Below are 13195 nucleotides of genomic sequence, written 5' to 3'. Positions count from 1 at the left end.
CCGGAAGGGCAGAGGAAAGCCTTGCCAAAGGGCCAGAGGGATGCCCCGGCGTCCAGCTTGGCGTCCAGCCCGCCGACCATCTCACCGCCCAGCCCGCCGACCGGCTTGGCGACCAGCTTGGCGACCAGCCCGGCACCCAGCCCGGCACCAAGCCCGGCAAAAGACCAGGCGGAAGATCCCCCAAGTGTTCAGACGTTCCGGCAGCCAGCGGCTGCGGGTCAGCCAGCTTCGCCGCTCTCCGGCAGTGTTCCTGATCTTGCCGCAATGCCTGATGCCGACATTCCGCCGCTTGCGGACATTGAGCGCAGCGAATTTGCGCGGGCGCGGCTTCCCATGAGCAGCGGGGCGGCACGTATTCTGGCTGAGGGCAATGCCCGGCAGACGGCCCTGGAGGCTGCCGCCGACGCGCTGCCCAACAGGCGCGACATCCGTATGGGCGCAGACAGCGCGGAAGATCGGCTGGCTCTGGCCGCGCAACTCTATACGCCCGTGACACGGCACCACAAGAGCGCGGACGGCGCGCCCGTGGTGACGGTTCTTTTGCGCCCCCGTTCCGAAGCCGCCGCCAGGATAACACTGTCGTTGCGCAGTTTTGACCTCATGCAGGTGCGTTCGGCCCTGTTGGGAGAAACAGCGGCGCTGCTGCGTCTTATGAACGCGCGCGACCCGGCGTACGTCGGGGCTGCCCGCGCTCGGGCTGCGGGCAATGGCAAAGGCCCTGATGCGCCCCTTCGCGGAAGCGGCAATCTGGGCACTGTCTACCGTGCGCCAGTGGGCATGCATGAGGCCGCAGGCGCGGGCAGCGCTCAGGGTGGAGACGCCCACAAGAATGCGCTGGACGAGCTTTTTTCGGGCAGCGCCGGAATGAGCGCGGGAACGGGCGCAAGCGCGCAGTCCGCTCTGCCAGCGGCTTCGGGCGGGGCGTCCTCCGCACGCGCTCTGCCTGGGGCTTCGGGCGAGACCGCGCCCTCGCTGCCCCCGCAGCCTTCTCTGGATGACGCCGTGTGGACGGAGCGACACTGGGAGGCAGCGTCGGGCCGATTGCAGGCGCTTTTGCGGGCGCAGGATATTATGGAGGCAGACGCGGAGGGCTGGCTTGTGCCTGACGGCGTGCTGCCCCGGCTTGAGCGGGCATCGGCCAGGCTGCCGCAAAGCCCCACAGTATGGCTTTTGCTGGCCGAGGCGCAGTTGCGGCGCGGGTTGCCCCTGCAAAGTGTGGCTTCGTGCGACGCTGCCCTGGCTCTTGCGCCAGGACTGAACCGGGCGCGCTACATTCGCGCTCTGGGGCACTGGCGTTTGCAGCAGCTGGCTCTTGCCGAGGATGACCTGACGTCTTCTCTGGACGCGCGGCATGGCCTTGCGCCGCAAGGTGAAGACCGTGCGCGCCGTTTGCGGGCGCGGGGCGCGGTGCGCATGCTGCGGCGCGACCTGTCGGGCATGTGCGAGGATTTTGGCGCGGCCTGCGCCCTTGGGGAGTGCGAAGGGCTGATTCTGTCCAGGGCGCAGGGGTATTGCCTGCCTTCCATCCCCGACGAAATGGGGGTTGGCGCAAAAGCCCGGCAGCACGGCGAGCATCCGACGCCGGAGAAGGAAAATACGAGCCAGCGTGGGGCGGAGAACCCGCCTGCACCGCCACTTGGGGCACTTGAGTCGCCTGGGCCGCAGGGGCCGGGCATGCCCGATATGCCGAATATGCCGAATATGCCGGTTATGCCGGATGGGAAAGGAGGCGCGAAGCCATGAGCAGGGAGCCTCTTCTCAAGGTCTACGGGCACGTGTTCCCGGTGACTGACGCGTTTTACGAAGACCTGGCGCGGGCCTGTGCCGATGCCCTGCCTGATGCAGACGACATCCCCGTACTGGAAAGGGACGGGGACATGGCGCGCATTTCTTTCGAGGGCGTGTACTTTCCCGTGGACGAGGTGCTGGAAGCCCTGGCCCGCCATCTGGGGCCGGAGCACAAGGGCAAGCTGGACGTGCTTGATATGGAAGGCTGGCGTCTGACGCGCCATGTGCTGGCCGGGGGAAGCGTCCACAGCAGCAGCGCGCCGCTGAACAATGTTCTGGACTATTCCGGCCATTGAGGCCGTTTTTTGTAAAAGTTTTGGGGGGAGGGGGCGTGGGGGAGGAGACCCCTTTTCAAAAGGGTCCCACCCCAACAAAGCTTCAACGCGCGGACGCTCTACGCCGGGCTCTCGGCAGGCGTGTTGCGTTCAAAGAGCGCCATATATTCCTGATTGCCCTTGGGGCCCTTGATGGCGGCGGGCAGCACTCCACGACAGCGCAAGTTGAGGTTGGCCTCGCTGAAGGCCAGAATCTTTTTGACCGCCCTTTGCCGGGCGTCTTCGTCGCGCACCACGCCCTTGACGGTTTCGCCAGGGCCTAGCTCGAACTGGGGCTTGATAAGGGTGGCCACCAGCCCGCCGGGTTTGAGCCAGGTCATGCAGGCGGGCAGCACCAGGGTGAGCGATATGAAGGAAACGTCCGCCACCACCATGTCCACCTGTTCGGGGATGAGGTCGGCTTCGGCGTGGCGCAGGTTGACGCCTTCAAGGTTGATGACGCGGGGATCGCTGCGCAGTTTTTCGTGCAGCTGGTTGCGGCCCACGTCCACCGCGTATACGCGGGCGGCCCCACGTTGCAGCAGGCAGTCGGTGAAGCCCCCGGTGGAGGCCCCGGCGTCCAGGCAGGCAAAGCCCGTCACGTCCAGCTTGAAGTGATCAAGGATGGTGATCAGCTTGTAGGCGCCACGGCTGACGTAGGGTTCCGGCTCCAGCAGGGCAAAGGCCGTGTCTGCGGGATAGGGATGCCCCGGCTTGGGCACAAGCTGTGGCGGAGCGCCGGGAATGTTCAGGGCAAGCATGACCTTGCCGGCCATGATAAGACGGCGGGCCTGCTCGCGGCTTTCCGCCAGCCCCTGTTCAAAAACAAGCTGATCTGCGCGTTGACGTGGGTTTTTTGCCATGCGGGCTATATACAGGCGAAGGGCCGCGCTGGCAATGCGGCGGCCCGGCTCAGTCTGCCTGGCTCCGTCCAACTCCTGTCAGCTCAAATCAGCGTCGCCCAACGGGTCTGGCATGGCCGATCTGAACTGGCCCGAACTGGCCCGATTTGGCCCGATTTGGCCTGGCTCTGGCCTGCACTGGCCCGGCTCTGGCCTGAGCTGGCCCGATTTGGCCCGATTTGGTCTGGCTGGCGTGGGCCGCCCGACCTTTCTCGACCTTCCGGTATGTTCCTGCACGTCTTGCCTCTTGCCAAATGCTGAAAGAAGCGCTATATGATTTGCCCTTGTGCGATATACTTTCGCGCCAAGGGAAAAACGCGCGGGCGTCTGGCAAGGTTTTTGCCGGATTATGCCGCGTTCCATGAGGTAGCTGCCATGAAAAAAGATATTCATCCCAAAGTGTTCAATGCCACTATCACCTGCGCTTGCGGCAACGAAGAAAGCGTGCTCTCCACCAAGGGCGAACATGTGAACGTGGAAGTGTGCTCCGCTTGCCATCCCTTTTACACCGGCAAGCAGCGCTTCCTTGACACGGCTGGCCGTATTGACCGCTTCCGTAAAAAGTACGCCAAGTTTGATTCCAAATAGTCGCGGGCGGCAGGATATGCCGCACAAGGATGACGCACGGCAGGGAGCGCCAGCCAGGGCCGCCGGGAAAATGTCCCGGATGGTCATGACGGCGCTTTATGCTTTGACCTCCGCCTGCCCCACGGTAGGCGGTCAGGCCGTTATGGAAGGCGTCATGATGCGCAATGGCGAATCCTACGGTCTTGCCGTACGCCAGGCTGACGGGGCCATTGTCGCCCGCCGTCTGCCCTGGTTCTCGCTGTTGCGTCATCCCTGGCTGAAAAAGCCCTTCCTGCGCGGGTTCCCCGTGCTGCTGGAAACGCTGGTCAACGGCATCAGGGCGCTCAACCGCTCGGTTGAGGTCGTGGCTCAAGGGCAGGAAGAAGAAATCACCGGCTGGCACCTGGTTGCGACCATGGCGGCAGCCCTGCTCATGGCCATTGGCCTTTTTGTGGTCGTGCCGCATTTGCTGTCGCTGGGCATGCTCTGGCTGAACCTGGGCGGTGACGTGGAAGGGCTGACCTTTCACCTGTGGGACGGCTTTTTCAAGTGCTGCATCTTTATGGGCTACATAAAGATAATCTCTTATGTGCCCGATATCAGACGGGTTTTTCAGTATCACGGGGCAGAGCACAAGACCATCCACGCCTTTGAATCCGGCGAGGAAGTGAACGCGGCCAATGCCGCGCGCATGAGCCGTCTGCACCCCCGTTGCGGCACCACGTTCTTGCTCTTTGTCATCTGCATATCCATTATTCTGCATGCGGTACTGGTGCCCATGCTGCTGGCCCTGTATACGCCGCAGAGCGCCGTGGCCAAGCATGCCCTGACCCTGTTTTTCAAGCTGCTGCTGATGGTGCCCATCAGCGCGCTGGCATACGAGCTTATCCGCTATGCGGCGCGCCTGCCCGAGGGGCCGCTTGCCAGAGTGCTGCAAGCGCCGGGCCTGTCACTGCAAAAGCTGACCACCTACGAGCCGGACGAAAGCCAGCTTGAAGTGGCGGTAGTGGCCCTGGCCGAAGCGCTGGGGCCCGAGGCCGGGGAGCGGGTGCGCACGGTGCCCTATACCGCGCAGTAACGCCCCTGGTTCCTGAACGGCGGTTATGCCCGCCGACCGCTTTTCCGTTTTTGTCCACTGCCAGCCGGAGACCCTATGTTCGCCAAATTAGAAGGTCTGGAAAAAAAATATCTGGAGCTTGAGGAAGCCCTCGCCCAGCCCGATGTTTTTAACGACCAGGATCATTACCGCAAGCTGACCAAGGCCCACGCCGACCTGCGCGACGTGGTGGGCCTTTTTCGCCGTTATCGTGCCGTGAGTGAAGAACTGGCCGAAGGCAAGCAGCTGCTGCATGACGCTGACCCGGAAATGCGCGCCATGGCCCAGGAAGAAGTGCAGAAGGCAGAGCAGAAACTGCCGGAACTGGAGCACGAACTCAAGGTCATGCTGTTGCCCTCCGACCCCCTTGATGAAAAAAATACCATCCTTGAAATCCGCGCCGGTACGGGCGGCGAAGAAGCGGCCCTTTTTGCCGCCGACCTCTTCCGCATGTATACGCGTTACGCCGAACTCAAGGGCTGGAAGGTGGAACTCATGAGCGAGTCCCCCTCCGAATCCGGGGGCTACAAGGAAATCATCTGCCTTATCGCTGGCGACCGCGTTTACAGCCATCTCAAGTATGAAGCGGGAACCCACCGCGTCCAGCGCGTGCCCGCCACCGAAGCGCAGGGGCGCATCCACACTTCCGCCGCCACCGTGGCCGTCATGCCCGAAGCCGAGGAAGTGGACGTTGAAATCCGCCCCGATGATCTGCGCATCGACATTTACCGCGCCTCTGGCGCTGGCGGCCAGCACGTCAACAAGACGGAATCGGCCGTGCGCATTACGCACATTCCCACCAATACCGTGGTCACCTGCCAGGACGAGCGCTCGCAGCACAAGAACAAGGCCCGCGCCATGAAGGTTCTTGCCTCGCGAATTCTGGCTGCCGAGCGCGAGCGCCAGAGTTCGGAACTGTCCGCAGACCGCAAGGCGCAGGTCGGCTCCGGCGACCGGTCGGAACGCATCCGTACCTACAACTTCCCGCAGGGCCGCTGCACCGACCACCGCATCAACCTGACCATGTACTCTCTGGAAAGGATTATGGAAGGCGAAATCCAGTCCCTGGTGGAAGCTCTGGGCACCGCCGCCCAGGCCGAGGCGCTCAGGGCCCAGGCTACTGATTAGGCTGCTGATTAGGCAGAAATATGTTGTGAAAAGCTTTGTGGGGGAGGGACCCTTTTGCAAAAGGGTCTCCTCCCCCACGCCCCCACCCCCCAAAACTCTTGTTGGGTATGAGCGCAGTGGTTTTTTTCAGAGTTAAGGCACGCTAAAATTTTCTGCGGAGAGTTCCGCACAAGCATAAAGCACCCCCGCAGACTGTCAGCCTGCGGGGGTGCTTTATGTCTGGCGGCAAGGCCGGGCGTTGTCAGCAAGGCGGGCACAGTGCCCTGGAGCAGATTAACTTTGAAATGCTTCACATTTCAAAGTTTTCATTCAGCCGAAAAATGCGATTTGCGGCTGAATCCACGCCACGTTGTTGCGCGCTGTACTTTCGTACAGCGTTAGAGCAGTTACACTTTTTTAAAGTTACAATGCCCTAATCGCCGACTACAAACGCGCCGGGGTAAAGAATGGAGAAAATTTCAAGCTGCTTCTGCGCGCCGAAGGAGTCGGGCCACGGCCCCACCTGCACGTTCCACATGCCGTTGCTGCCAAAGTGTACGCGGCTCTTGTGTCCTGACCTGGCCAGATCGCTGGTGAGCCTGTCGGCGTTGTCCTTGTTGGCAAAAGCGCCCACCTGCACGAAGTAGGCTCCGTCAATGTCGCCGTCGCTGCGCATCTGCGGGACGCCGCCAAGGCTCTGAATGCGCACACGCCCCGTGCCGGGGCCGATAATGCTGAGCTGGGTGGCGGCGGCGCGTGAAAGGTCTATGACGCGATCGCCCACAAAAGGCCCACGGTCATTGATGCGCACAATAATGCTGCGGCCGTTGCTCATGTGGGTGACGCGCACCTTGGTGCCCAGGGGCAGCAGCTTGTGTGCCGCCGTCATGGCGTACTGGTTGTAGCGCTCGCCGTTGGCAGTGGTTTTGCCGTGAAAGCCCGGCCCGTACCATGAGGCTTCGCCCTCTTCGACAAATCCGTGGGCGGATTTGAGAGGGTAGTAGGTTTTGCCGCGAACCGTATAGGGTTTGGTGCCGGTGATGCCGCCCTTGCGCCAGGAACCCCTGGAGCCGCACCCTGCCAGCAGCAGGACGCAGAGCGCGAGTATGAGGCAGTTCCGCAAGGCGCGGAGGGCAGGAGTCATGCTTTGGTGGTCTCCAGCGGGTGAAGATAGGGCAGACAGGGAAAACTCTTCTGCCTGCCGCAGGCCGCGCAGATGTCGGACGCTGTGGCTGCATCCCTGGTGTCTTCAGCAAGCAGGCGGCTGAGCAGGCTGCGTCCTTCGCCGCGCAGCAGGCCGCGTTCATCGGCGTCCTGCAGCAGGGCTATGGCCGGTTCGCGGCGGCCGGCTTCAAGAAAGTCCCGTGCGGCAAGCAAATAGAGGCGCTCGTGTTCGGGGCCGTACAGCGCGTCCAGCATGGGCACAAAGTTGGACCCGAAAACCTGCCGGGCTGACAGTTCCTCGCTGGCAAGCCAGCGGGCAAGATGGGTATTGTGCTTTTCAACCGCAAGATACTGGGCCAGCATGCGCAGGCCGTGGGACAGCACGTGGCTTATGCGCGACAGTTCGCGCGAGGAGCTTTCTGCCGTTTGGCCGACGAGCCCGCGCAACGGATTGTACATGTCCGTCGTGACGCCGTCATGCCGGGCGACCTGCGCAAGACGGTTGGCATAGTGCTGGTTCTGAAAGGCGTCTTCCTTGAGTTTGACGCATTCGTGAAAGGCATAGCCAATGCACCAGTCGACGATGGCTTCAAGGGCGCGCTGACCGTCCGCGCCGCCGGGCAGCAGAGTGTTGGCAGAGCGGAGCAGCGCCGCTACCTGCGCGGATTCCGCGACCTGCGCGGATTCGTCAATTTGCGCGGATTCGGCGGATTCGGGATTTAGTCTGCGTGTCTGCCCTGCGTTGGGTGCGTCCTGCGTTTTGCTTTCGCAGGACGGGCAGATCGGGCCGGGCGTATCGACGGGGGCCACGTCGCTGTGCGCCGGGGCATTGCGAAAGAGCAGATGGGAGGTATCTTTGAGACGCCAGAAAACGCCCTTGCGCATGGCCTCGCCCAAAAGGTCGCGCAGGGCCGAGTACGAGACGGCCCCGGCCTGCTCAAAGCGTTGGCGCTGTGCCGAAAGAGCCTGAAAAACCGTGCAGTAGTCGCGCACAAGGTCGCGCATGAGAAAGTCACGGTTTGCCAGCAACCAACGTCCTTTCACGCTTCGTCTTCCTTGAGCAGAGCCCTGGCCACGGCCAGGTCATAAAGCTTGAGGGGGTCGGCGTCGGCATTGCGCTCCTGCCGATAAAGCTCCGAGGCGTCCTGCACCACGCTCATGCTGAGCCAGGGGTGACGCTCCCACACGTCGGGCATGTCGGCCCGCCAGAGGCGAAACTCCACCTCGCCGTGCTCTCCACGGCGAACATAGACGCGGGAAAGCGTGTTGCCCGCCTGGGGATGATAATACAAACCGAGTTCATCTTTCATGACGTGAGGTTCCTTAAAGGTAATGCCAGCGAGGGCGCAGTCTCTGTTCAGCGGCAGTCTACGCTCAAACGGCTTTGTTTGCCAAGTGTGGATGCGTTGCTTATGTGAAAAAAAGTACATAATTCGAAAAAAAGTTGCACAATTGACAAAAAAATGCGTATTAGTAGCCTCTATACAGACGGGACAAGCACAGCTGCCTGAATGCGCTTTATGGCGCAAAGGCTTGCTTGGCGGGCCTTGGGGTCTGCCTTGCAATATATTCCCGGCCAGGTTGTCATTAGCGCGAAAATGCGTTACGGAATGATCTGACCGCGTTGCGGCCTGAGGGGCCGAGGCTTTGGCTCGCCCGTCTTACGCGATCCCTTGGGACGTCCCGATTTTCACGGGATGGGCGCGATCCGGCGGGGGGCAATACCTGTCGGCGTTGAAGAACCCAAGCGGTTCTTGCCCGCACGTCCGATGCAGATGGCGCTTTGCGCCAAAGCACGGATCGCCGCATTTGACGGCACATCACGCGCTGCGTGATACAAACAAACCATGTGGAGGTATGGCAATGGCGAAACATGCAACCCCCCTGTTGGACCAGCTGGAAAGCGGCCCCTGGCCGAGCTTTGTGTCCGACATCAAGCAGGAAGCGGCTGTTAGGGCCAAAAATCCTCGGGGTATCGACTATCAGATCCCTGTGGACTGCCCTGAAGACCTGCTGGGTGTGCTTGAACTTTCCTATAATGAAAAGGAAACCCACTGGAAGCACGGCGGTATCGTTGGCGTGTTCGGTTACGGCGGCGGCGTTATCGGCCGTTACTGCGACCAGCCCGAAATGTTCCCCGGCGTTGCTCACTTCCACACCATGCGTGTGGCCCAGCCTGCGGGCAAATTCTACAACACCAAATTCCTGCGCGATCTGTGCGACATTTGGGACATGCGCGGCTCCGGCCTGACCAACATGCACGGCTCCACCGGCGACATCGTGCTTCTTGGCACCCAGACCGCTCAGCTTGAAGAAATCTTCTTCGAACTGACCCACAACATGAACGTGGACCTTGGCGGCTCCGGCTCCAACCTGCGTACGCCTGAAGCCTGTCTTGGCCAGTCCCGCTGCGAATATGCCTGCTACAACACGCAGGACATGTGCTACCAGCTCACCATGGACTACCAGGACGAACTGCACCGTCCCGCCTTCCCCTACAAGTTCAAGTTCAAGTTCGACGGCTGCCCCAACGGCTGCGTGTGCGCCATGGCGCGCTCCGACTTCGCCGTGGTAGGCACCTGGAAGGACGACATCAAGATCGACCAGGAAGCCGTGAAGGCCTATGTGGCCGGTGAATTCGCTCCCAACGCCGGCGCGCACTCCGGCCGCGACTGGGGCAAGTTCGACCTGCAGAAAGAAGTGGTGGATCGCTGCCCCTCCCAGTGCATGAAGTGGGACGGCTCCAAGCTCTCCATCAAGACTGCTGACTGCGTGCGCTGCATGCACTGCATCAACACCATGCCCCGCGCCCTGCACATCGGCGACGAACGCGGCGCAAGCATCCTCGTGGGCGCCAAGGCCCCCGTGGTTGACGGTGCTCAGATGGGTTCGCTGCTCGTGCCCTTCATCTCCTGTGAAGCCCCTTACGATGACGTCAAAGAAGTCATCGAAAAGATTTGGGACTGGTGGATGGAAGAAGGCAAGAACCGCGAACGCGTGGGCGAAACCATGAAGCGTCTGTCCTTCCAGAAACTGCTGGAAGTCACCGACACTCCTGCTGCCGCCTACCATGTCAAGGAACCCCGTTCCAACCCGTACATCTTCTTCAAGGAAGAAGAAGTGCCCGGCGGCTGGAACCGTGACCTTGCCGCTTACCGCAAACGCCATCAACGCTAGTCAAAGGGGGAGAAGAACATGGCTTTTATTTCTTCCGGGTACAATCCCGCAAAACCGATGGAAGGCCGTATCACCGACATCGGCCCCCACAAGTATGACGAATACTTCCCGCCGATTATCAAAAATAACTTCGGCAAGTGGTTGTATCATGAAATCCTTGAGCCCGGCGTGCTCGTGCACGTGGCTGAAAGCGGCGACAAGTGCTACACCGTCCGCGTAGGCGGCACCCGCACCATGTCCATCACGCACATCCGCGAACTGTGCGACATCGCCGACAAGTACTGCAACGGCAGCCTGCGCTGGACCACCCGTAACAACATCGAGTTCATGGTGGACAGCGAAGAGGGCATGAAGGCCCTGCGCGACGACCTGAACAGCCGCAAGTTTGACGGCGGTTCGTTCAAGTTCCCCGTGGGCGGCACCGGCGCTGGCATCAGCAACATGGTGCACACCCAGGGCTGGGTGCACTGCCACACGCCTGCCACCGACGCCTCCGGCCCGGTCAAGGCCGTGATGGACGCCGTGTTTGAAGACTTCAAGACCATGCGTATGCCCGCTCCTGTGCGCATCGCCCTGGCTTGCTGCATCAACATGTGCGGCGCCGTGCACTGCTCCGACATCGGCCTTGTGGGCATCCACCGCAAGCCCCCCATGATCGACCACGAATGGGCTGACCAGCTGTGCGAAATTCCCCTGGCCGTGTCCGCTTGCCCCACTGCCGCCGTGCGTCCCACCAAGGTGGAGCTTGACGGCAAGAAGGTGAACTCCATCGCCATCAAGGAAGACCGCTGCATGTACTGCGGTAACTGCTACACCATGTGCCCCGCGCTGCCCATCTCGGACGGCGAAGGCGACGGCGTTGCCATCATGGTTGGCGGCAAGGTTTCCAACCGCATCAGCATGCCCAAGTTCTCCAAGGTCGTTGTGGGTTACATCCCCAACGAACCGCCCCGTTGGCCTTCGCTGACCAAAACCGTGAAGCACATCGTTGAAGTGTACGCGGCCAACGCCAACAAGTACGAACGCCTGGGCGACTGGGCTGAACGCATCGGCTGGGAAAGCTTCTTCAAGATGACCGGCCTTGAGTTCACCCACCACCTTATCGACGACTTCCGTGATCCCGCCTACTACACGTGGCGCCAGAGCACGCAGTTCAAGTTCTAGGATTATTTTGCTTAACCCCGGCGGCGCAGCAGCGCCGCCGGGACAGGAGAACCACCATGGCTGACGACAAAGACATTGTTGTTGATTTTTTGAACAGCAAATCCGCCTCCAAGTCGAAGTTCTACTTCAAGGACTTCACTGATCTGTTCCCTGACAAAGGCCCCCGCGACGTGAAGAAAATCCTCACCAAGCTGGTCAATGAAGAAGTGCTGGAGTTCTGGTCTTCAGGTTCCACCACCATGTACGGCCTCAAGGGTGCGGGCAAGCAGTCCCACGCTGAAGGCGAAGACTAGCGGTTGATTTTTTTAGCCGGGTGCGGCCTTATGCCGGACTTTCCGTTCAGGGTTCGAGGCGGTTCTTCCGCGTCGGCCAGGCAGGTTTTGTGCTTTCCGCGCACGACTAAAAATCCTCAAGCGCCAGAATTGCCCCGTTCATGGCCTTCGCAGGGCTCGTCAGCCTTTGCGTGAAAGCCTCATGCAAGAAATGCCGTAACCTATGTTGCGGCATTTCTTGCATGGTACGGCAGGGCGTGTTCCTTGCGCCGCACCTGCACTGCCTGCGAACAGGCTGTGCGACGGCAAACGGCGCAGTGGGCAAGCAATGGCGACGACGCCTGTCGGGCCTGACAGTCCAGCGCAGATGGCAGAGCGAAAAGGGCAGCAGTGCGTAAACAGGGCAGCCGGAACCTCCCCGTGGGTCTGGCGACGTGCGTAGCAAAACATCAGGCAGGAACGCTATGGGAATTTCCTTTACCCTCACTGATGCGGAAAAGAATTTTTTGAGCCGTCAGGCCCGGATGTCCATAGAAGCCGGGCTTGTGGGCAGGGCGGTGGACGCCATCCCAAGCCCTTCGGAAACGCTGGACAGGCAGCAAGGCCCCCTCAGGCGTCATCTTGGCGCGTTTGTTACCATTTCCATAAACAACGCGCTGCGCGGGTGTATCGGCAGTATTGTGGGCCAGGAACCGCTGTATGTGAATGTCTGGCGCATGGCCGCTTCAGCGGCGTTCAGCGACCCGCGTTTTCCGCCCCTGACCCTTGCCGAATGGCGCAGTAATGTGGAACTGGACATTTCCGTGCTGGACGAACTGACGCTCTGCCCAAGCCCGGAGGCTGTGGAAGTCGGCCGTCACGGACTGGTGCTTCAATACCAGAACCAGAGCGGCGTTTTCCTGCCGCAGGTTCCCGTTGAACAGGGCTGGGACAGGCTGGCCTATCTTGAGCACCTCTGCAGCAAGGCCGGGTTGCCCAAAGACAGCTGGAAGCAGCCCGGCGCACGTCTCTTCTGGTTTGAGGCGCTGGTTTTTCCGGCGTAGGTTGCGTGTATTAGGCTGTGTGTATTTTGTGAGGTCTTGTGGGGGAGGGACCCTTTTGTAAAAGGGCTCATCCCCCATGCCCCCACCCCCCAGGGAAACGCTGATTTATTCCGTTTGGCGGACTTGCTTCACTTTTTTTGAAACAGTCGAGGACGGAAGAGTCCACTCCTGCTTGAAAAAAGATCGCGCCTTGCCAAACGAAATAACCGCGCGTTTCCAGGAGGCTCTCAATCAGTGCTTGCCTGAAGCTTTTCGTATTGAGAATGAGATGTTCTCAATGCAAAACTGCTTCAAATCTCGGCATTTTTTCTCCTCATATGTACACTTCTTTTGTGCAACCAGCCAAGAAAACTCGCGTTTGGCCCATTTACAGCCCATGCCTCTTGCCTTGATTGCGGCAAGGGCGTATGTTGCCACTGTTTCTCAGGGCGGGGTGCAAGTCCCCACCGGCGGTGATGCGGCAGCGTACAGCTCCCGTCAGCCCGCGAGCGCCCATGGTTGGGGTCAGCAGATTCGGTGAGAATCCGAAGCCGACGGTAACAGTCCGGATGGAAGAGAACGGTCATAGCCACGCGAAAATCCTGTGCGCCATGCACTTGCC

The 13195-nt window shown here is 60.9% G+C and carries 13 protein-coding genes and 1 riboswitch; of the genes, 9 read left to right on the top strand and 4 right to left on the bottom strand.

Annotation, left to right across the window (positions count from 1 at the left end):
- Positions 1–117 precede the first annotated feature (117 nt).
- Together RBR41_RS04890 and RBR41_RS04885 are read left to right on the top strand one after the other, a co-directional pair.
- A complete protein-coding gene (locus RBR41_RS04890; protein WP_320351470.1) occupies positions 118–1743 on the top strand; it encodes a hypothetical protein in 1626 nt (541 codons plus the stop codon).
- Complete coding sequence (locus tag RBR41_RS04885) at positions 1740–2084, top strand: hypothetical protein (RefSeq protein WP_320351469.1); 345 nt, start codon at positions 1740–1742, stop codon at positions 2082–2084. Before RBR41_RS04890 ends, RBR41_RS04885 begins: the two co-directional genes overlap by 4 nt.
- A gap of 98 nt (positions 2085–2182) precedes the next feature.
- Here RBR41_RS04885 and RBR41_RS04880 read toward each other — a convergent pair whose 3' ends face one another.
- A complete protein-coding gene (locus tag RBR41_RS04880) occupies positions 2183–2965 on the bottom strand; it encodes a TlyA family RNA methyltransferase (RefSeq protein WP_320351468.1) in 783 nt (260 codons plus the stop codon).
- Between the two features lie 414 nt (positions 2966–3379).
- Here RBR41_RS04880 and rpmE point away from each other — a divergent pair, with 414 nt between their 5' ends.
- From rpmE to prfA, 3 genes are all read left to right on the top strand, one after another.
- On the top strand, positions 3380–3592 hold the full coding sequence (rpmE, locus tag RBR41_RS04875; RefSeq protein ID WP_179980448.1) for a 50S ribosomal protein L31: 213 nt from the start codon (positions 3380–3382) through the stop codon (positions 3590–3592).
- A 142-nt stretch (positions 3593–3734) separates the two neighbouring features.
- Positions 3735–4649, top strand: a complete 915-nt coding sequence (locus RBR41_RS04870; protein ID WP_320351714.1) for a DUF1385 domain-containing protein — start codon at positions 3735–3737, stop codon at positions 4647–4649.
- 75 nt (positions 4650–4724) lie between these two features.
- On the top strand, positions 4725–5795 hold the full coding sequence (gene prfA / locus RBR41_RS04865) for a peptide chain release factor 1 (RefSeq protein WP_320351467.1): 1071 nt from the start codon (positions 4725–4727) through the stop codon (positions 5793–5795).
- Between the two features lie 412 nt (positions 5796–6207).
- Here the strand turns inward: prfA and RBR41_RS04860 are convergent, their stop codons facing one another.
- Genes RBR41_RS04860 through RBR41_RS04850 form a run of 3 tightly spaced genes read right to left on the bottom strand, consistent with a single transcriptional unit; the run spans position 6208 to position 8248 of the window.
- On the bottom strand, positions 6208–6918 hold the full coding sequence (locus tag RBR41_RS04860) for a septal ring lytic transglycosylase RlpA family protein (protein WP_320351466.1): 711 nt from the start codon (positions 6916–6918) through the stop codon (positions 6208–6210).
- Positions 6915–7982, bottom strand: coding sequence for a hypothetical protein (locus tag RBR41_RS04855; protein ID WP_320351465.1), 1068 nt, complete (start codon positions 7980–7982; stop codon positions 6915–6917). Before RBR41_RS04855 ends, RBR41_RS04860 begins: the two co-directional genes overlap by 4 nt.
- The gene (locus RBR41_RS04850) at positions 7979–8248 is read right to left on the bottom strand and encodes a hypothetical protein (protein ID WP_179980453.1); all 270 of its coding nucleotides are present in this window, start codon (positions 8246–8248) and stop codon (positions 7979–7981) included. The genes RBR41_RS04855 and RBR41_RS04850 overlap by 4 nt, the downstream gene beginning before the upstream one ends.
- A 553-nt stretch (positions 8249–8801) precedes the next feature.
- On the opposite strand from RBR41_RS04850, the gene dsrA reads away from it, so the two are divergent.
- From dsrA to amrA, 4 genes are all read left to right on the top strand, one after another.
- Positions 8802–10115, top strand: a complete 1314-nt coding sequence (dsrA, locus tag RBR41_RS04845) for a dissimilatory-type sulfite reductase subunit alpha (protein WP_320351464.1) — start codon at positions 8802–8804, stop codon at positions 10113–10115.
- 18 nt (positions 10116–10133) lie between these two features.
- On the top strand, positions 10134–11279 hold the full coding sequence (dsrB, locus tag RBR41_RS04840; RefSeq protein WP_320351463.1) for a dissimilatory-type sulfite reductase subunit beta: 1146 nt from the start codon (positions 10134–10136) through the stop codon (positions 11277–11279).
- Positions 11280–11335: 56 nt separating this feature from the next.
- On the top strand, positions 11336–11572 hold the full coding sequence (locus tag RBR41_RS04835) for a dissimilatory sulfite reductase D family protein (protein ID WP_320351462.1): 237 nt from the start codon (positions 11336–11338) through the stop codon (positions 11570–11572).
- A gap of 443 nt (positions 11573–12015) precedes the next feature.
- Positions 12016–12594 (top strand): AmmeMemoRadiSam system protein A, encoded by a 579-nt coding sequence (gene amrA / locus RBR41_RS04830; RefSeq protein WP_320351461.1) that lies wholly within the window; start codon positions 12016–12018, stop codon positions 12592–12594.
- A gap of 415 nt (positions 12595–13009) precedes the next feature.
- Positions 13010–13158: riboswitch (FMN riboswitch) on the top strand.
- The last annotated feature ends 37 nt before the right edge of the window (positions 13159–13195 follow it).

It is taken from the genome of Desulfovibrio sp. (assembly GCF_034006445.1).
GTDB lineage: Bacteria > Desulfobacterota > Desulfovibrionia > Desulfovibrionales > Desulfovibrionaceae > Desulfovibrio.
The sequence above is the reverse complement of the archived record's forward strand: the minus strand, read 5'-3'. Positions and strand labels throughout refer to the sequence as shown.

Bases quoted from the DNA above. Each gene is read 5' to 3' on its own strand.
- RBR41_RS04870 (WP_320351714.1), top strand. From the start codon at position 3,735: ATGGAAGGCGTCATGATGCGCAATGGCGAATCCTACGGTCTTGCCGTA.
- dsrA (WP_320351464.1), top strand. From the start codon at position 8,802: ATGGCGAAACATGCAACCCCCCTGTTGGACCAGCTGGAAAGCGGCCCC.
- RBR41_RS04835 (WP_320351462.1), top strand. From the start codon at position 11,336: ATGGCTGACGACAAAGACATTGTTGTTGATTTTTTGAACAGCAAATCC.
- rpmE (WP_179980448.1), top strand. From the start codon at position 3,380: ATGAAAAAAGATATTCATCCCAAAGTGTTCAATGCCACTATCACCTGC.
- RBR41_RS04850 (WP_179980453.1), bottom strand. From the start codon at position 8,248: ATGAAAGATGAACTCGGTTTGTATTATCATCCCCAGGCGGGCAACACG.
- RBR41_RS04860 (WP_320351466.1), bottom strand. From the start codon at position 6,918: ATGACTCCTGCCCTCCGCGCCTTGCGGAACTGCCTCATACTCGCGCTC.
- RBR41_RS04885 (WP_320351469.1), top strand. From the start codon at position 1,740: ATGAGCAGGGAGCCTCTTCTCAAGGTCTACGGGCACGTGTTCCCGGTG.
- dsrB (WP_320351463.1), top strand. From the start codon at position 10,134: ATGGCTTTTATTTCTTCCGGGTACAATCCCGCAAAACCGATGGAAGGC.
- amrA (WP_320351461.1), top strand. From the start codon at position 12,016: ATGGGAATTTCCTTTACCCTCACTGATGCGGAAAAGAATTTTTTGAGC.
- RBR41_RS04880 (WP_320351468.1), bottom strand. From the start codon at position 2,965: ATGGCAAAAAACCCACGTCAACGCGCAGATCAGCTTGTTTTTGAACAG.
- prfA (WP_320351467.1), top strand. From the start codon at position 4,725: ATGTTCGCCAAATTAGAAGGTCTGGAAAAAAAATATCTGGAGCTTGAG.